The sequence below is a fragment of the Virgibacillus sp. 6R genome (assembly GCF_001895305.1).
GTDB lineage: Bacteria > Bacillota > Bacilli > Bacillales > Amphibacillaceae > Virgibacillus > Virgibacillus pantothenticus.
In genome coordinates, this window is the sequence record NZ_CP017762.1 from 3875638 (window position 1) to 3895465 (window position 19828).

Annotated in this window: 15 protein-coding genes, 1 tRNA gene and 1 pseudogene; 11 read left to right on the forward strand and 6 right to left on the reverse strand. The window is 36.6% G+C overall.

All coding sequences use genetic code 11. The features are described 5' to 3' along the window. Positions 1-668: 668 nt before the first annotated feature. Positions 669-1657: pseudogene (locus BKP57_RS17520) on the forward strand (IS4 family transposase); the annotation flags it as partial. Positions 1658-2786: 1129 nt separating this feature from the next. Here BKP57_RS17520 and BKP57_RS17525 read toward each other — a convergent pair. Further along, a tRNA-Thr gene (locus tag BKP57_RS17525) sits at positions 2787-2859 on the reverse strand. Between the two features lie 130 nt (positions 2860-2989). Here BKP57_RS17525 and BKP57_RS17530 point away from each other — a divergent pair. Further along, positions 2990-3484: a DinB family protein gene (locus BKP57_RS17530; RefSeq protein WP_050352258.1), complete on the forward strand. Its 495-nt coding sequence runs from the start codon at positions 2990-2992 to the stop codon at positions 3482-3484. 94 nt (positions 3485-3578) lie between these two features. On the opposite strand, the gene BKP57_RS17535 is transcribed toward BKP57_RS17530, so the two are convergent. Continuing rightward, positions 3579-5363, reverse strand: coding sequence for a glycoside hydrolase family 13 protein (locus BKP57_RS17535; protein ID WP_050352259.1), 1785 nt, complete (start codon positions 5361-5363; stop codon positions 3579-3581). A 273-nt stretch (positions 5364-5636) separates the two neighbouring features. Here BKP57_RS17535 and BKP57_RS17540 point away from each other — a divergent pair, with 273 nt between their 5' ends. The 5 genes from BKP57_RS17540 (at position 5637) to BKP57_RS17560 (ending at position 12646) form a co-directional block, all read left to right on the forward strand. Further along, entirely contained in the window at positions 5637-6911 is a 1275-nt protein-coding gene (locus tag BKP57_RS17540; RefSeq protein WP_050352260.1) for a sugar ABC transporter substrate-binding protein, read from the forward strand. A 116-nt stretch (positions 6912-7027) separates the two neighbouring features. Further along, positions 7028-8326 (forward strand): carbohydrate ABC transporter permease, encoded by a 1299-nt coding sequence (locus BKP57_RS17545; RefSeq protein WP_050352261.1) that lies wholly within the window; start codon positions 7028-7030, stop codon positions 8324-8326. 5 nt (positions 8327-8331) lie between these two features. Then, complete coding sequence (locus BKP57_RS17550) at positions 8332-9174, forward strand: sugar ABC transporter permease (RefSeq protein ID WP_050353500.1); 843 nt, start codon at positions 8332-8334, stop codon at positions 9172-9174. A 45-nt stretch (positions 9175-9219) separates the two neighbouring features. Continuing rightward, positions 9220-11568: a glycoside hydrolase family 31 protein gene (locus tag BKP57_RS17555; RefSeq protein WP_050352262.1), complete on the forward strand. Its 2349-nt coding sequence runs from the start codon at positions 9220-9222 to the stop codon at positions 11566-11568. A 61-nt stretch (positions 11569-11629) separates the two neighbouring features. After that, a complete protein-coding gene (locus BKP57_RS17560) occupies positions 11630-12646 on the forward strand; it encodes a LacI family DNA-binding transcriptional regulator (RefSeq protein ID WP_050353501.1) in 1017 nt (338 codons plus the stop codon). 64 nt (positions 12647-12710) lie between these two features. On the opposite strand, the gene BKP57_RS17565 is transcribed toward BKP57_RS17560, so the two are convergent. The 4 genes from BKP57_RS17565 to BKP57_RS17580 all read right to left on the reverse strand — a co-directional run bounded on the left by BKP57_RS17565 (position 12711) and on the right by BKP57_RS17580 (position 16149). Next, positions 12711-14036 (reverse strand): 6-phospho-beta-glucosidase, encoded by a 1326-nt coding sequence (locus BKP57_RS17565; protein ID WP_050352263.1) that lies wholly within the window; start codon positions 14034-14036, stop codon positions 12711-12713. Next, complete coding sequence (locus BKP57_RS17570) at positions 14026-14337, reverse strand: hypothetical protein (RefSeq protein ID WP_050352264.1); 312 nt, start codon at positions 14335-14337, stop codon at positions 14026-14028. Before BKP57_RS17570 ends, BKP57_RS17565 begins: the two co-directional genes overlap by 11 nt. A gap of 220 nt (positions 14338-14557) precedes the next feature. After that, positions 14558-15823: a PTS sugar transporter subunit IIC gene (locus BKP57_RS17575; RefSeq protein WP_050352265.1), complete on the reverse strand. Its 1266-nt coding sequence runs from the start codon at positions 15821-15823 to the stop codon at positions 14558-14560. Positions 15824-15843: 20 nt separating this feature from the next. After that, on the reverse strand, positions 15844-16149 hold the full coding sequence (locus tag BKP57_RS17580; protein WP_050352266.1) for a PTS sugar transporter subunit IIB: 306 nt from the start codon (positions 16147-16149) through the stop codon (positions 15844-15846). Between the two features lie 169 nt (positions 16150-16318). Here BKP57_RS17580 and BKP57_RS17585 point away from each other — a divergent pair, with 169 nt between their 5' ends. The 4 genes from BKP57_RS17585 to BKP57_RS17600 all read left to right on the forward strand — a co-directional run bounded on the left by BKP57_RS17585 (position 16319) and on the right by BKP57_RS17600 (position 19746). Continuing rightward, positions 16319-16642 carry a PTS lactose/cellobiose transporter subunit IIA gene (locus BKP57_RS17585; RefSeq protein ID WP_050352267.1) on the forward strand — a complete coding sequence of 108 codons (324 nt, stop codon included), beginning with the start codon at positions 16319-16321 and terminating at the stop codon, positions 16640-16642. A gap of 15 nt (positions 16643-16657) precedes the next feature. Next, positions 16658-17740, forward strand: a complete 1083-nt coding sequence (locus BKP57_RS17590; protein WP_050352268.1) for a DUF871 domain-containing protein — start codon at positions 16658-16660, stop codon at positions 17738-17740. Positions 17741-17906: 166 nt separating this feature from the next. Continuing rightward, complete coding sequence (gene murQ, locus BKP57_RS17595) at positions 17907-18770, forward strand: N-acetylmuramic acid 6-phosphate etherase (RefSeq protein ID WP_050352269.1); 864 nt, start codon at positions 17907-17909, stop codon at positions 18768-18770. Positions 18771-18777: 7 nt separating this feature from the next. Beyond that, the gene (locus BKP57_RS17600; protein WP_050352270.1) at positions 18778-19746 is read left to right on the forward strand and encodes an N-acetylglucosamine kinase; all 969 of its coding nucleotides are present in this window, start codon (positions 18778-18780) and stop codon (positions 19744-19746) included. The last annotated feature ends 82 nt before the right edge of the window (positions 19747-19828 follow it).

Sequence of the window (19828 nt, forward strand, 5' to 3'; positions counted from 1 at the left end):
CAGAAAATAAACAAGGTGCTACAACATGTTCTACTTATAAATGGTTAAAAAATTACCTGGAGTGTGTTTTAAGTAATGAAAAGAACATTATGTAAAGTTAATGGTTGGATAAAAGGACTTAATGATAAAGAACTATTTTGAGTTTTTTTAACAGAATAAGAAAGTATAAAATTAGGTGCTTGGAGATAACGAAATAACTGAATAGTCACGTCCGGCTTCAGCGCCCAGCAACTAGGCGACTTCACGAAATCAACCTATACGATAAGTCATCATCGGTTCGTTACCTCACCGTGATTCCTTTATCTCCGTTGATTCGTTCCATTCGCTACGTTGCTAAACGGGCGCCCTGCGCCTTTGTTCATTATACCTTTATGAAATATTGAAACTACTATAATTTTACTTCAGGGAGAGGAAAATTGTTTTATTATTTTATATACATCTTTAATTTTTAACATAGGATTTATTCATCGCTCCTTCAATAAGAAAATAAGGTAATTGTCTTTTAAAATTCTAATCTTTTATATATAAATGTTCACTAGTGTCGCATTAAAATATTCATATGCGATATAAAATACAGAATTTTCTTAAACACTTTGTTTCCATAAAAAAATCCTTTATAATGGTTGGCGGTAGTAACCTATCCAAATCCAATATAAAGGACAAACACCATGGATAAGTCTACACGAAAAACATCATTTAAACAATGGTTATCACCTATAAATCAAACATTATTTAATGAACAGGTGAAAAAGTATCAACTAAATCACTATACTAAAAAGCTACATATGGATTCATTTATGTCATTGCTTCTGTATGCTCAACTTCATGAAACGGAAAGCTTACGAGCGCTTAGCGATGCTGTTTTCTCGGATGAACTACAACAGGCTACAGAGTTAGATTCCATCAGTTTCTCACAATTAGGAAGAAGATTGAATCACGTTCCGACTGCTTTTTTTCAAACGATTTTTCTGGATTTAGTCTCTGATATCCATAAGAAAACAGATTTCCAAAATCGTAGAAGAATAACAACACCATTAAAAATCATTGATTCTAGTACATTACCACTTAATTTAACGAACCATAAATGGGTTCGCAAAACAAAGTCAGGTGTCAAACATCATTTACGACTCGTATTTATGGAAAAAGGCCTTTCTTATCCGGATCAAGCGGTCATCACAAATGCGATTAAGTTTTGGTTGATGACAAAGCATGCATGTACGTTTTTGATCGTGGTTACTTAGATTATGAACGTTTCGATCGTATGACAGATGAGGGTTATTTCTTTGTTTCTCGTCTGCGAAAGAACGCTGTAGTACGAGTATTTGAAACCTTTCCACTACAAGTAAATTCAAACGTAGTGTCAGATGAAATGGTTGTCATTGGAACCACACAAAATCGTTCAGAAAATGTATTTCGCAGATTGAAATTATTGGATACAAAAGGAAATGAACTTAGCTTGTTGACGAACCGATTTGACTTAGACGCTGATGAAATTGCTGAGATTTATAAATCAAGATGGGCAATTGAGCTTTTTTTCAAATGGATGAAGCAACATTTGAGTATCAAAAAATTTTACGGTTTTAGTGAACAAACAGTCCAAAATCAAGTGTATCTTGCGATGATCGTATATTGTCTGAACAAGATACAAATTTTAAATATTTAAGTTGGGGGAGCTGAGGGACTCCTTCATGGGGAATTAGAAATTTTTCATTACCATTCTCATTCATAGGAACTTGGTTGTCAAGGAGGGGCTTCACGACAAATTTCCTATGGATCAGGGGGGTATTCTTTTATGAATAATAGACAGACTCAGGTGTCTGGTAATTTAGCGATTGGTGTATTCGCGCTTTTGGTTATAAAATGCAAAATAGTTTCGAATTTCTTGTCTAGCCTCTCTGGGCTGTTGTGTTCTTTGAGATAAATTTCTTCGTATTTGATGGTGCGCCAAAGTCGTTCCGTAATGATGTTGTCTAGTGTACGTCCTTTGCCGTCCATACTAATGTTGACTTGATTCTGTTTTAATAGATTAATATATTAGGGCTAGTAAAATTACTGCCCTGATCTCCCTATTTAAGATGACCGGCTTTCCTTGAGAAAGCGCACGTTGGACGGCTTCTATAACGGAATCCATTTCCTTCCAATGTTTGATCTAGCTCCCAACCGATCACATAGCGAGAATACCAATCAATAAGAGCAATCAAATAAAGCCAGCTCTGTTTAAGACGCACGTAGGTAAGGGGAGCATATCAGTCTGTACTTTGCTCTAAGTTCTTTTAACTCTTTTTATCCAGAGGCAACACTTTTTAGAAACATCTTGGGTTGTTCTTTTGCGGGCTGTAGATTTCCAGATTTCACCAAATGACCAACCCTAGCTTTAGACCTCCTAATAGTTCAGCTGTTTCCATCGTTGAGAGTAAATTTTCATTTAAGAAACTAAAAAGATCTGCATATATTCAAACTGATACTTCATATTCTTATCGCCCCTTTCTACGGGAATGATAAGCAAGATAACCCTAAATATATGGATTAAGCTTATTAAAGCAAAGCAAATAGTACAATTATATAATATCAACTTAGATGGTTGCCCAAAATCAACGTAAATGTACAGAATAGTCCCGCATAGTAACAGCATCATGAAATTAGTATAGCCAAATTTTATTTGTGAGGGAGGAGATTAATTAAACGCACGTTTTGGTCGGTAGATTGACGGCGAAAAATGAATACAATAAAAAAACACTGCTCCTGATTTTATCAAGAACAGCATTCTATTACTTGCTTTCCATTGATGCTGGTGAGAGGATTCGAACCTCCGACCCCTTCATTACGAGTGAAGTGCACTACCGACTGTGCTACACCAGCAAAAACGTTACATGAAATATAATACTCCTATCGAAAACTTTCATCAACCCTTTTTTTCATAAAAGTAATAATCCTAAAAAAAGGACTTTTGCGTAAATTCGGCTAATAGTAGGAAATGAGGGGGGAAACCATGAACCGTATAGAAGAGTTGGTTAATGAGTTTGCTGCATGTAACGATTGGGTCAAAGAGTTAACAGAAGTGCCAGAAGAGGAACTGTTTCAGCCCATTCGTAAAGGGAAGTGGTCGATAGCTGAAATTATTAGTCACATGACTTATTGTGACCGGTATGTTCTTGAAGAAACTATTCCTCAAATGAAGCAAGATGCCAATCTGACAACTGTGGATTTTGAAGTGATTAATAGCAAAGCTTCTGCTTACGCAATGATTGGAGTGAAAGCTGTACAGCTAGTTGCTGAGAAGTTGCAAATTCGGAATGAACTAGTCACCGTTCTTCGTGAAAAGACAGAACAAGATTTTTTTGCAACCTTTATATTAAATGGTGAAGAAAAGGATCCGTATTCGGGTTATCCGCATACCTTGTTTAATTATATTGCTGCATTTGCATGGCATGACAATCATCATAAGCAACAAATTGATCGATTTTTGTTAGAGAAAAGCAAATAAAAAATGATTCACAAGAAAAAAGCAGACATTAGAAAACTATTTATCTAGCAAAGCCTTTTGAGACGAACTGTATCAACTCAAAAGGCTTCTGTCACTACTTTGTGATGTCATAGATTCGGTAAGACAGGGCTGGTATAATCAATTGCTCTTGAAGCTTATCCACTTGTTGTATAGATACCCCATCTTCGTTGTGAGAAATCGTCCACTCGTTGATCTTTTCTCCAGCTTCAAAAATCGATGAACTTAAAACGCTAGTTTCTTTTTCTCCTCCATTTAATAGAAAAACAAGTCGTTTTGTGCCATCATTTTTTTCGTAACCAATCGTATGGCTGTTATTATCAGCGTACAAAAAGCGAAACGTTCCACCATTACCGAATAAAGGCACGGTTTTTCGTAGATGGATCAGTGCTTGTACATAGTGGAACAAATCACGATTTTGTTTACTTGTATCCCACTCCATACAAGCACGGCAGCCAGGGTCCTGATCTCCATCCATACCAATTTCATCACCATAATATATACAAGGTGAACCTGTAAAGGAAAGTTGAAAGAGGTAGAGAAGCTTGACACGATCTAGGCTTCCATTTGCTAATGTTAATATTCTAGGCGTATCATGGCTGTCTAAGAGGTTAAAAGCAACCTCGCTTACGTTTTTTGGATACATATGCTGTACTTTCGAAATAGAATTGGCAAAGTCTGTAGCATGCATTTGATTTTTTGCTAAGAAATTTATTGCTCCATTTGTAAACGGATAATTCATAACTGCATCAAATTGGTCGCCTTGCAGCCATGGCATCGAATCATGCCAAATTTCACCTAAAATATAAGCATCGGGATTTGCCTGTTTCACCACACGGCGGAAGTCTCTCCAAAATGTATGATCCACTTCATTAGCTACATCTAAGCGCCAGCCGTCAATATCAAATTCTTCAATCCAATAGCGAGCAACATTTAATAGATAATCTCTCACTTCCTGATTTTCTGTATTTAGCTTCGGCATAGATGATACAAAGGCAAATGTATCATAGTTTGGCGCTGGTTCAGTAACGACTGGGAAATCCCAAAGATGAAACCAGTCGTTATATGTTGATTCTTCTTGATTTTCCAAAACGTCCTGGAATGGCGGGAAATAGTATCCACTATGATTAAACACTGCATCGAGCATCACTTTAATACCACGTTGATGACATTCCTTCACTAGCTTACGAAATGTTTCTTTATCTCCAAATTGAGGATCAATTTCCATATAGTCAATCGTGTCATACTTGTGATTAGAATAAGCTTTAAATATTGGCGTAAAGTAAATGCCGTTAACTCCTAATTCTTCTAAGTGATCTAAGTGGTTGATCACGCCTTGAAAATCACCACCAAAAAAATTAGTCGTAGTTGGTGCAGCAGAACCCCATGCTAAGCTCCCTTCAGGATTTAGCTGTTCATCCCCATTTGCAAAACGCTCAGGAAAAATTTGGTACCATGTTGTATCTTTTACCCACTTAGGTGCTGAAAATATATCTGTTTCATTCATAAACGGGAAACAAAAGTAGCTCGCTATTTCTTTCGGTGGGGTTTCATGGATGCCATCTTCACCATATACGCATAATTCTTGATCATCTGAACAAATAAATGCATAACGTAATCGTTTATACTTCGGCTTTACTTCAACAAACCAAAAATCATGTAACGCAGTAGAGCCTGTTTTTACCATCGGTTTCGTTGTTGATTGCCATACATCTGCTTGCCAATCGTATGGGTCTCCAAAAACAAGCTCTACTGTTTGCATATCATCTTTCTTCGTTTGTAAAACAATGTGTAATGTTTCTTTGTCATACGTGTAAGCAAAGTTATTTTTTGGTCTGTGATAAATTGCTTCTCTAATCAATATGAATGCCTCCTTTAGTTAAAACGTTTGCGCTTAAAATGCATATTTGCCAAACGCTTAAGATAGAAAATAATGGTTGTTATAAATAATATTAGCACAAGCTTCTTTACAATGAAACCGTTACCCATTACTTTATTAAAGGTATCTTTCATAAAAAAATGTAGTTGCAATTTATGTGAAATGATGTATAATAAAATTACAATGTTGGTGCAAACGATTTCACTAAATTGCATAGCATTGCTGAATAAATTCCAACATTTAGGAGGGTCTAATGTGAAAAAAGGATTATTTTACTTATTTGCAATGATTTTATTTGCTAGCGTTTTAGTAGCCTGTGGACCAGATGACGCTAAAGAATCAAAAGGAGAAAAAGAAACTGCTGAATCAAGTGAGATGCCAGAAAAGCCTAAATCATTAAAGCTATGGGTAAACGCAGAAGAAAAACAGGAAGAAGCCTTAAAAGAAATGACGGCTAGTTACACAGAAGAAACTGGAATTGAAATAGAAATGGTGCCTGTAGACATGCTTGAGCAAGTTGAAAAATTAGATGTTGAAGGACCAGCAGGAAATGGACCAGACGTTATTTTCCAGCCACATGATAGAATTGGTGATTTAGTACTTAGAGGATTAGTAGAACCGGTAGATTTGGGAGATGCAGAAAAAGAATATACAGATACAGCTTTGCAAGCTGTGCAATATGATGGTGACTATTGGGGTTATCCTGCTGTAGCTGAGACGTACGCTATGTACTACAATAAAGCACGTGTAAAAGAAAAACCCGAAACCATGGAACAAATTATGGAAATTGCTGAAAAAGATACGGACTCTAGTAAAGATGAATTTGGCTTTCTGATGGAAGCAGCTAATCTATATTTTGTATACCCTTTCTTTTCAGGGAACGGTGCTTATGTATTCGCAAATGAAGACGGTAAATATGATATAACGGACATTGGATTAAATAATGAAGGCGCTGTAAAAGGCGGGGAATTAGTTTCGGAGTGGTTTGATAAAGGTTATATTCCTCAAGACTTAACTCCTGATATCATGAACGGATTGTTCCAGGAAGGAAAAGTTTCTACCATTGTTAATGGGCCTTGGATGGTACGCGACTATTCGGAAGCTTTGGGAGATGACTTAGCTACTGCACCATTACCTGCTTTAGAAAATGGGGAAATTCCGAAATCATTTGTAGGCGTTAAATCATATATGCTTTCTTACTACTCAGAGAATAAGGAATGGGCACAGGATTTAATGGCGTATTTAACGAACTTTGACAGTTCAATGAAATATTACGATATTGCTGGAGAGCTACCTGCTCGTAAAGACGCTATGGAAGATCCGATCATTGCCGATGATCCGATTTACTCTGCATTTGCAGAACAAACACAATATGGGGAGCCAATGCCAAGTGTTCCTGCTATGCAGCAAGTATGGGAACCATTTAACGATGGTCTCAACTTTATTTCCAAAGGGGAGCCTGTGAAGGAAGTATTGGATGAAGCAGTGAAAACGATTCAAGAACAAATAGACGCTTCGGGCGCAAAATAAAGCAAGGAATGGTATAGGGATGAAACGATCCCTATACCATATCTTAAAATCAAAAAGCAATCATTAGGAAATAACCAGTGCTAATTTTGGCAATTGGTAATAGGAGGAGAAGCGGGATGGCTACCGAACAAAATGACACCAAAGCCCGAAAAATACAACCTCGTACGTTAGCAATGATTTTATCTATTATTATTCCTGGTTTAGGACAAATGTATAATAGACGGTTTTTAAAAGGATGTATCTTTTTAATAGTAACGATTTCTTTTCTAGTGACTACTTGGAATTTTATTGATATTGGAATTTGGGGTCTATTTACTCTTGGAACGATCCCACGTGAACATCATTCCATTCAATTGCTCATACAAGGTTTAATTTCATTGATTGTCCTTGGATTTGGAATTGCAATCTATATTTACAACATCAAAGACGCTCGATCTGATGCGATCGCTAGAGAACTAAAGCGTCCTAATCCAACATTGTTTCAGGGTATGAGAAATTTTTATGATAATGGTTTTCCATATTTTATGATTTTACCTGGTTTATTAATGTTATTATTTATCGTTGTTGTGCCATTATTATTCATGTTGGCATTAGCTTTTACTGACTATAACCAGTATAATGCACCACCTCGTAATCTATTAAATTGGGTAGGAATTCAAAACTTTGTTGACTTGACGAAAATAGATATTTGGAAGAACACATTTTTAAGTGTGTTTTCATGGACAATAGTGTGGACAGTTGTAGCTACAACGTTGCAAATTGTACTAGGATTGTTTTTAGCGTTATTAGTCAATGATCCAAGAATTAAATTTAAACGTGCGATACGAACATTTTTAATTTTACCTTGGGCAGTTCCAGCGTTTGTCTCGATTTTAATATTTTCTGCACTGTTTAACCCTACATTTGGAGCGATTAACCGGGATATTTTAAGTCAATTTAATGTAATGATTCCTTGGCTGTCAGATCCATTTTGGGCGAAAGTGGCATTAATTATGATTCAAACATGGTTAGGTTTTCCGTTTGTGTTTGCTTTATTTACAGGGGTACTGCAAAGCGTCCCTCGAGATATGTACGAAGCTGCAGATGTGGACGGAGGTACGCGTTGGCAAAAATTACGCCACATTACATTGCCGCATTTACTATTTGCAACCGCACCTTTATTGATTATGCAATATGCCGGAAACTTTAATAACTTTAATATTATTTACTTATTTAATGAAGGTAACCCAGCTGTTCGTGGTCAAAATGCTGGCGGAACAGATATTTTAATATCCTGGGTATATAAATTAACATTTGAATCTAATAACTATAATATGGCTGCGGCTATCACGATTATTATGGGATTAATCATCTCTGTATTTGCCTTTTTCCAATTTAGGAAGACAGCTTCATTTAAAGAGGAGGGACGTTACTAATGGCTATGTCACGTAAGAAGAAATCGAGAATTGAAGTAACGTTTATCTATATCTTTTTCCTAGTTATGTTTATTATTATTGGTTACCCATTGTTCTGGGCACTAATGATGAGTATAAATGAGGGTTCCAATATGCTGGTAACGGATTTGTTTCCGAAAAATCCGACTTTAGAACATTATAAATGGTTGTTTACTAGCCCAAATAGTGATTATGTCATCTGGTATAAAAACAGCCTTTATGTTGCCATTGTCAATTCTGTAGGGTCCGTTATCATTACATCGTTAATTGCATACGCGTTTTCACGATACAAATTTGTTGGTAGAAAATATGGATTGTACATGTTCTTATTATTACAAATGTTCCCAGCTCTAATGGGAATGGTTGCTTTGTACATTTTATTAAACACGATCGGTTTAACCGATTCTCTTTACGGATTAATGTTAATTTACCTTGGTGGCCAAATTCCTTTCAACGCATGGTTGGTAAAGGGATACTTTGATACGATACCGAAAGAACTTGATGAAGCTGCGAAAATAGATGGGGCAGGTCATTTGAAAATATTTTGGACGATTATGTTACCGTTAGCCAAGCCGATATTAGCAGTTGTAGCGTTATTTAATTTTATGGCGCCGTTTATGGATTTCTTGCTACCGCGAATTGTTTTAACAAGTCCAGAAAAATATACATTAGCACTTGGATTATACAATTTTATCAACGACCAATTCTCAACGAATTTCACTAGATTTGCGGCAGGGTCTATCCTTATTGCTGTACCAATTGCGCTCGTGTTCTTGTTACTGCAACGTTACTTAATTTCAGGTTTAACTTCGGGGGCTACAAAAGGGTAGGCTGTCTATCTTCGTTATTACTATGAGACAACAGGAGGTATTACCATGCTTGAAGATACGAGCTTTGCGATTCATCCAGGCAATAATACAGAAACGGAAGCAATTCGGTTTATTGATATCGGAAATTTGCTAGATTATCGAAAAAGTTCCCACGGTTATTGGTTTGCTTGCGATCATGGATATGTCGTCGTTCGTTTTTATCATCCTTCCATCGTTCGGATTGTGATGAATCCTACAAGTAATCCAGATTTAAACCAATCTCAAACAGTGGTTGCCAAGCCGGAAAGCTTAAAAATTACTGAACAAGAATCCTCGGAATGGATTATGTTACAAACAGAGAAGCTGGAAGTTACTATTAGCAAACAACCATTTCGAATTGCTGTTAAGGATTTAGAAGGACGTGTCCTCGTTCAGGAAAAAGAACGCGGAATGGTCTTCAGGGAAAACGGTGAAGTAATGGTTTGTAAAGAGAAAACAAGTGAAGATCATTTCTATGGATTTGGAGAAAAAAGCGGCTTTTTGGATAAAAACGGTGAAAAATATGAGATGTGGAATAGTGATGTTTATGCGCCGCATAATCCGGAAACAGACCCATTATATCAATCGATTCCCTTCTTTATGACATTGCGTCATGGAAAAGCACATGGTATTTTCTTTGATAATACGTTCCGAACGACCTTCGATATGAAGCGTTATGAACATATGTATACATTCAGCGCAGCTGGAGGCCAAGTTGATTATTATGTGATGGCTGGACCAGAACCGAAAGCGGTCCTTGAACAATATACGTCGCTCACCGGAAGAATGCCAATTCCGGCAAAGTGGGCATTGGGCTATCATCAATCTCGTTATAGCTACGAATCAGAAGAAGAGGTACGTGCCTTAGCGCAAAAATTTATCGATCGCGATATTCCAGTGGATGTGGTCCATTTAGATATCCACTATATGAATGGTTATCGTGTGTTTACCTTTGATAAAGATCGTTTCTCTGATCCAGAGAAATTAATAGCTGACCTAAAAGATATGGGTATTCGCGTTGTTCCGATTGTTGATCCTGGTGTTAAAAAAGACCCTGAGTACACCATTTATCAAGAGGGTGTGAGAGAAGACAACTTCTGTAAATATCTTGAAGGTGACATTTACATTGGTGAAGTTTGGCCTGGAGAAAGTGCATTTCCTGACTTTACCGAAGAACGTGTGCGCAAATGGTGGGGCGACAAGCATGTTTTTTACACCGATATGGGTGTAGAAGGTATATGGAATGATATGAATGAACCAGCAGTATTTAATGAAACAAAAACAATGGATACAACAGTTATGCATCGAAATGATGGCAAGCCGACAACACATCGCGAGTTACATAATGTCTACGGGTTATTAATGGGTAAAGCAACGTACGAAGGACTTAGAGACCAATTAAATGGCAAGCGTCCATTTTTACTTACTCGTGCTGGTTATGCTGGGGTACAACGGTATGCAACGGTGTGGACAGGAGATAACCGTAGTTTTTGGGAACATTTGCAAATGAGTTTACCAATGGTAATGAACTTAGGATTATCTGGTATCGCTTTTGCTGGTCCTGATGTGGGTGGATTTGCCCATGATACGAATCCAGAGCTTTTGGTACGCTGGACACAAGTTGGAGCATTTACGCCATACTTCCGTAATCATTCAGCGATCGGAACCTTATATCAAGAACCGTGGCAGTTCGGAGAGAATCATGAAGCTATGATAAGAAAATACATTAAAATGCGATACGAATGGATGCCGCAATTATATACGTTATTTTATCAAGCGAGCAAACAGGGTCTTCCGGTTATGCGTCCGTTACTGATGGAGTATCCAGCTGATGAGAAGACATATAATCTAAATGACCAATTTATGATTGGGGATAATGTCATGGTAGCACCGATCCTAGCGCCAGCAGTGACCGATCGTGCCGTTTACTTCCCAGAAGGAGATTGGGTTGATTTCTTCACCGAAGAAGAATATCATGGGGGAACGGTTCATCTTGTTCACGCTGAACTAGATCAATTGCCAGTCTTTATTAAAAAAGGCACCGCAGTTGTGCAAGGTACTTTTGTTTCAAATAAGGAAAAGCAAGGCAAAGATATAAAAATGTCCGTCTATGCAAGCCAGTCAGATGCAAAATATACATGTTTATATTATGATGATGATGGAGAAACGTTCGCGTATGAAAATGGAGAATATCTTAAACTAGAAATGGAGATTACTTCCACATCTGATCAAGTAGCCATTGATGTTACATGTAAAGAAGGTTCGTATCAACCGGACTATCAAGATATAAAGATTAATGTGGTTGGTCTTGGAGAAGGGCAACGTGTTATAATAAATGGAGCAGAAAGCTCGAATCAAACGCATATACGCTTTTAATCAAGCAATGTGAACAAACAGAGATAATGAAAATGAAAAGAGTAGAGGGTGAGATATGGCAATGGTGACAATTAAAGACGTAGCAAAGGCGACAGGTGTTTCACCTTCTACTGTTTCCAGAGTAATCGCAGACAACCCGCGAATTAGTCTTGACACCAAAAAGAAGGTTAGAAAAGCAATGAAGGAATTAGGATACCATCCCAATGTAAACGCAAGAAACTTAGTAGCTAAATCGACGAAAACAATTGGCGTTGTAATGCCTTCATCTGCAGACAAATCTTTACAGAACCCATTTTTCCCTGAAGTATTGCGTGGGATTGGTACGATCACACATGATTTGCAATATTCGATGATGCTATCGAGTGGGGGAACAGAAGAAGAAATGTTCGCTGAAGTGGAGCGAATGGTCTATGGCAGTTATGTGGATGGAATCATATTACTTTATTCGCGAATGAATGATCGAATAACGGATTTTCTGCGGACAAAAGGATTTCCATTTGTTATGGTGGGAAAACCATATGATCATGTAAATGAGATCACCCATGTGGACAATGATAACTTTAAAGCTGGGAAAGAAATAACGAATTATTTAATCGAACAAGGTCATGAGCGCATTGCCTTTATCGGTGGGTCAAGAGATCTCATTGTCACCATGGATCGTGAAAACGGTTATGAAGCGGCCTTAAAAGAAGCAAAGCTTCCAGTGAGTGATGCATATAGTATTCATAGTGAATTCCTTAAATCTGGAGGAAGAGAAGCGGTAGAGCAATTATTGCAACTAGAACATCCTCCAACTGGGATTGTGGTGAGTGATGATTTAATGAGTTTAGGTGTATTAAGTACTTTGGAAGAGTTAGGCTATGATGTTCCAAATGATATTTCATTAGTAAGCTTTAACAATGTGTATTTATCCGAGCTAACAAGTCCCGCGTTGACAACCGTTGATATTCAAATTTACCAGCTTGGTGCACAATCAGCGAAAGCATTAATTGAAAAAACGCAATCTGATTTTGCGCCTGAAAAACGGATTATTATTCCTCATCAAATTGTTTATAGAGATTCTGTAACTTCAAAATAACCAAAAATAAAAACATGCGCTGAAAGAATGTAGTTACATTCTTTTTGACGCATGTTTTTTAAATTCAAGAACTAAAATTGAATTGTGGCAAATAGGCTTTATGTGCTTCAAGTAATTCGTCAAGAATTACTTTTGCTTTTTCATCATCGGTTATTAAAGGGTTAATGCATAAAGCTAACAATGCTTTTTCATAAGAACCTGTTATAGCGGCTTCAATTGCGGTAAGCTCAAAGGACTTAATTTGCTGGATAAGTCCATTAATAGAGAATGGCAGACGCCCGACAGCTAAGGGAATTGGCCCGTTATTTGTTACTGTACAGTTAACTTCAACTACGGTGTCGTTAGGAAGACTGGAGATTGCTCCATTATTCACAACGTTGAGAGTCTGAATGTCTCCTTTATTATTATAAATCGAGGATATAAGGTCACATGCCACATTACTATAGTATGCTCCTCCTCTTTCCGCAAGCTGAGGTGGTTTGATATTTAGATTTGGGTCCTTGTACAGTTCAAATAATTTATTTTCCAGCTCTTTAACTACTTCTGCCCTTGTTTTTCCTTGTTCGAATTCTTTTTGCTCCTTAGTTAATATTTCGCCAGTTTTATAATAATAACGGTGATAAGGAGATGGAATCATGTGTAGTGCTTTAATAAATTCTCCCTCCCAAGGTATAGGTGCTATATTGTTCATAGACAATTGATTTTCAGGATTTGCCAATAATTCAATGACTTTTGTTAATTTTGATTTACCATCTACGAATACATCTATACCATAAGACATATGGTTTAGTCCTGCAAATTTAATCTGAACTTTTTCTACAGGCACATTTAAAAGGTTTGCAATGGTTATTTTCATATTAATGGGCACATTACAAACACCAACTACCTTTTTATGGTTACTATGCTTGATTATTGCTTCAGTCACCATGCCTGCTGGATTTGTGAAATTAATCAACCAAGCGTTAGGACAAAGTCTTTGCATGTCTTCAGCAATGTCCATTAGTACTGGTATTGTACGGAGTGCTTTAAATAGACCGCCGGCTCCATTTGTTTCTTGGCCGATCATTCCGTGTTTAATCGGTATTCTTTCATCTTTAATTCTTGATTCTAAAAGTCCGACTCGTATCTGTGTAGTGACAAAATCGGCATTTTGCAAAGCAGCTTCTCTATCTAAAGTTAAGTGCACATCCATAGGTAAATTTGCTTTTTTAACCATTCTCCTTGCTAAGTTCCCTACAATGTCAAGCTTTTCCTTGCCAGCTTCAATATCGACAAGCCATAGTTCCCTTACTGGTAATTCATCATATCGTTTAATAATTCCTTCTACAAATTCCGGCGTATAACTGGAACCACCGCCAATGGTGACAAGTTTAATACCTTTAGTATCCAAAAATATCTCCTCCAAAAACAAAGATGATTAATGCGCTTGATAACAGCCCTATAATAATCGATAGTACAATTCTTTTGTTGAAATACGTTTTTTCAGCGGGCTTACCGTCTACTTTGGTCAAAACGAGCATACTGCCGATAGATGAAGAAATTGTACAAGCGATAAAGAAACTAGCCGTTTTAGTAATACCAATTCCCATGAAAAGGGCAGGGAGTATCAATAATCCTATAATGGTTATAGACATAAATACAAATACCCCTTTAAAACTAATTCTAGGAATTATTCCTTTTGATTGAATCATATTTTCACCTCATCTAGATTTAAAAAGAAAAGAGAACTTTGCTATTCTCTTTTCTTTTTATAGCTGTAAAGGAACTATAAAATATACGGCTGTGATAATTTTAATGAGATACAGCTGTAGTTAGGCTTCGGATCAAAGCCTTTCTAAATAATGTTTCTCCTGAAATAATGAAACTCCAAAGCTTGAGAGGCTTGTCCAAGTGCTCTTTACATTTTTGTTCCTATTCTTCGCCTTGTTCCATGGCTATCATTTTCTTATCGTACAGTTTTAAGAAAGGCGTGTAGATGATTACAGAAATAGTTATATTAATAAGTACTAATACAACTGCCCGCCAATCTCCACCTGTAGATAAGTATGCACCAATGGGAGCTGGTAATGTCCAAGGCGGCATAATGTACGTAGGGGTTACTAACCCAAAGGATGTTGCAAAATACGCAAGGGTCGCTGTAACAATTGGCGTTATAATAAACGGAATGATTAACAACGGGTTAAGAACAATTGGTGCCCCAAAAATGACCGGTTCGTTTATATTAAATAAGCTAGGAACAATCGTTGCTCTACCCAAGTTTTTCATGTATTTAGATCTTGCGAAAAGTAACATAGCAATAACTAAACCTAATGTAGCTCCTGAACCTCCAATCCAAATAAACCATTGAAAAAAAGTTTCAGGTGCAATATGTGGAATGGTAGAAGCTCCATCAGCAACTGCTTCTGAATTGTTCACAAGGTAGACTTCCCAAAGCGGTCTTGCAATGGAGCCTACGACAGAAACTCCATGTATACCAAATGACCAAAAGAAAGTAATGAGAAATACGGGTACTAGTACACCGACTAAACTATCACCTGCGGTAACTAGTGGTGCAACTAATTTATCAACCAAATGATGTAAATTTACACCCATTAAAACAGTAATTGTTGACATTAAGATAATAACTATTGCAACTGGAATAAGTGCTTCAAATGAACGTGAGACCGAAGAAGGTACTGATTCAGGCAATTTAATCGTTATTTTTTTGTGTTTACAAACTCTAAATATTTCTACAGCTAGTATGGAGACGATAATCGTTACAAATAGTCCGTGTCCACCAAGGTACTGCATCGGCAGAACAAAACCTAGTTCATCGAGAGCAGTAGGTGTAAGGGTTAATAGTAGTGCTGCAACGGCGATTTGTGCTCCTGATAATGGATCGACTTTATAAGATTTAGCAAGATTATATCCAATACCAAATGCTATGTATAATGACATAATGAACATTGTCATTCGATATGGAATTAAAATTTCAGCAGCGTGCTCTGTAGCCCATTGTGTAATTGCCCAATCTTGTGGTAATGGTGGGAAGGCAAAGATCAAAAAGAAAGATCCCACAATGATAAAAGGTAGTGCAGAGATAACCCCATCTCTAATGGCTAGTAAATGACGCTGTTCAGATAAACGTGCCATAGGAGCTGAAAGTTTATTCTCCAGAAAGTCTACAAATTTACTCAAAACAATCGCTTCCCTTCCCTTTATTTGATGAGTTCATTTAAAGCTTTGAATAGTAAAGGACCACCTAAAGGCGTGTAAGCTTGTGGTGGAATGGCTCCGCACGGAATCCCCGCTTCGTCAGCGTGTACTTTGACTTGATCAAAGCGATGCTTAATTTGTGGAGCAACCATACATACATCCCAATCTTTTTCCATTTCCTGTTCAACTTCACTTGTTCCAATCGCATGAACTTCTATTTCTTGCCCATGCTTTTTCGCTTCCGTTTTTAGCGCTTTAACGACAATTGCACTAGACATACCGCCAGAACATACAAATAATACTTTCATTTTTTTAGCCTCCTCAATGATAAGTGAATAAAATGTTGAAATGTGAAAAGGGTTTCACTTAACTTGATTATATAGCATCTGAAAAATAAATTCAATATAAAAAATAAAAACTTAAAATTTTATTTCAAGTATGATATGATAAAATCAAACAGCTTAGGAGGTCAATCAAATGAATTTAGAAATGGAAATTTTCGCTATCATTTCTCATGGTGGGGATGCGAAGGCAACTGCCTATAAAGCTTTAGAGCTAGCTTATGATGGTGCATTTAATGATGCTGAACAAACATTAAAGGAATCACAGGAGCAATTAACTAAAGCGCATAATACGCAAACGAAATTAATTCAACAAGAAATAAATGGTGAAGAAGTGAATATGTCATTATTAATGGTTCATGCCCAAGATCATTTAATGACATCCATTAGTGAAATATCATTAATTGAACAAATGATTAAAATGTTACAGCGGATTCAGCGATTAGAAGAAAAAATATAATATAGGGGTGATTAGATGAGAAATTTGGGGATTTCTATATACCCAAACCATTCTAAAATGGAAGATGATCTGGCTTATATTCAATTAGCACATAAATATGGATTTACTCGTATTTTTACATGTCTTTTATCAATGGAAGGCGATTTCGAAAAAATTATAGAACATTTTAAACAAACCATTCGCTTCGCTAAGGGATTAGGTATGGAAGTGATTTGTGATATTAATCCACGAGTTTTTTCCGAATTGAATATATCTTATAATGATTTATCATTTTTTAATGAATTAGGTGTCGATGGGATTCGCCTGGATCTCGGTTTTACGGGAAATGAAGAAGCTCAAATGACGTTTAATCCATACTATTTAAATATTGAAATTAACATGAGTAATGCAACGAATTATTTAGACAATATTATGAGTTATCGTCCTAATAAGGAAAAGTTAATTGGCTGCCATAATTTTTATCCACATAGGTATTCAGGTCTTGCATACGATTTTTTCATTCAGTGCAGTAAAAAGTTTAAACGATATGGTTTAAGAACAGCAGCATTTGTGTCTTCTTCCGAGGCAACTTTTGGCCCTTGGCCTATCATGGAAGGTCTTCCTACTTTAGAAATGCATCGTACATTACCTATCCAAGTACAAGCGAAACATCTATGGGCGACGAATTTAATTGATGATGTAATAATTGGAAATGCCTATGCTTCAGAAGAGGAGTTAAAGAAATTAAGTAATCTTCATCGAGAAAAAATTATTTTTTCAATCAAAGCGGAAAAAGGTATTTCTGATCTCGAACAAAAGATCATTTTTGAAGAACCGCATTTCTATCGTGGTGATGTATCCGATTATTTAATCCGTTCGACTCAAAGCAGGGTGAAATATCGAGGACATTCATTCCCTGTACATCATACACCAAATATAAAGCGGGGAGATATTATTATTGAAAGTGACTTATATAAGCAATATGCTGGGGAGTTGCAAATTGCATTAAAGGATATGGAGAATTCCGGTAAATCTAATGTGGTTGGTCGAATACTAGAAGAAGAACTAATACTTCTTGATCATTTGCAGCCGTGGGATAAATTTGGTTTTGAAGATTAACGAACCAATACAGAGCTTTATATACGCATGGAAATGATGTATCCATAATCATTGGTGAAGATTTTGATTAAGTTCTGCGTCTAATATGTTTTGCTAGAAATTGCTTATTTAAGCGTTTTATTAAAAAGTAATGATGTAGTTTAATGTCGAAGAGAGGGTCTTTTATATGAATTTAGATCAAATGTCTGTTAAAGAAATTATGGTTCGCATGAATAATGAAGATAAGTCGGTTCCAGTAACTGTAGAAAAAGCGTTTCATCAAATTGAGCCAGTTATTCAAAAGGTAACTGACACAATTAAGAATGGTGGCAAGATTATTTATATGGGGGCAGGAACAAGCGGAAGGTTAGGTGTGTTAGATGCTTCAGAATGCCCACCTACTTTTGGGGTTAGTCCGGATTTATTTACTGCTTTAATTGCCGGCGGAGAAAAAGCAATTAGACAAGCAATAGAAAATGTGGAGGATTGTGTAGAAGCAGGAGAAAATGATGCTAAACAGCATTTATCAGAAAAAGATTTTTTAATCGCTATTGCTGCAAGTGGTCAGACGCCTTATGTTATTGGAGGAATTAATCAAGCCAAAAAGCAGAATATTCCTACTGCTTGTATTGTGTGTAAAGAAAACACGAAGATCAGCCAATTAGTTGATTATCCTATTGAACTAATTGTAGGAGAAGAAATTATTCAAGGCTCTACTCGTTTAAAGGCAGGAACAGCTCAGAAATTAGTATTAAATATGATATCCACTATTTCCATGATTAAAAACGGGAAAGTGCATGACAATTATATGGTTGACGTTCAAGCAACGAATCAAAAATTAAGAAATAGAGCTATTTCTATCACCCAAGAAATTGCGGACGTTGATGAGGAGGAAGCAAGAAGGGCTTTACAAAATTGCGATTTTAACTTAAAGGCAGCTATTCTTACTAGTATGTTTCAAATGAAATCGGACGAGGCCTGTTATATATTAGAGAATAATAACAACCATTTACGTCAAGCGATAGATACTATAAAAAGTGAAAGGAAATAAAGGGGAAATGGAATATATAATTGGAATTGATGGTGGGGGAACAAAAACACATGTAGTAATGGTTGACATAGAAGGTAGTACAGTGGTTAATTTTGTAACAGGTCCTTCCAATGCAAATGTAGTTTCTAAAAGGGAATTGCAACAAACGTTTACTTCAATATTCCATCGTATAAAAGAACAGTCACCTGTTGCATTTGATAATGTGGCATGTGTTTATGCAGGTGTTGCTGGATCAGGTAGTAAGAAGACGAAACAGCAGTTAGCAAATATTTTGTCACCATTAGTTCCTTCGAATAGTAAATTGTATTTGGAAATCGATGCGTTGAACGCGTTATATTCGGGTACCTTTGGTGATCCAGGTGTCGTTCATATATCAGGAACAGGTTCTGTAGCTTATGGAGTAAATAAGGATCAGCAAAAAGATCGAGTGGGGGGCTGGGGGCACTTGCTTGGAGATGAGGGAAGTGGATACAGTATAGGGAGACAAGGTATTTCTGCTGCTTTGAAATTTCAAGATGGCAGAGGCGAAAAAACAATGCTATTGGACATGCTTTATGAACATTTTCGAGTTACTAACGCCCGTTCTTTGATTGACTATATCTATTTTGCAAATGATGTAAAGAAAACGATTGCAATTGTAGCGGAAATCGTCTTTAGAGCTTATAAGCTTAATGATCGTATTGCAAGCCAAGTAATGGATAATGCTACGGATGAAATAGTAGATCACATCGTAACACTTTATCGGAAATTGTTTACAGAAAAAGAAGCAGTGAAAGTAGTTCTTTGTGGCGGGATTTTTAAGAATGAAGATGTAGTATTACCAATGGTAAAACGAAAATTGGAAAAGTATAAACATTTTCAAATTATATTACCTTCACTCCCACCAGTTTACGGTTCCGTAATTGGGGGGATGAAACAACTTGGTGTACCGATTACTTCTGATATGATCAAGATAATGAAGGAAACCAATAATTAAACCAATAAAGTAATAGGAGGAGATTTCGTTAAATGAAGGGTGGATTATTCATTTTAATGATATGCTGAACTTTGCACCCCAT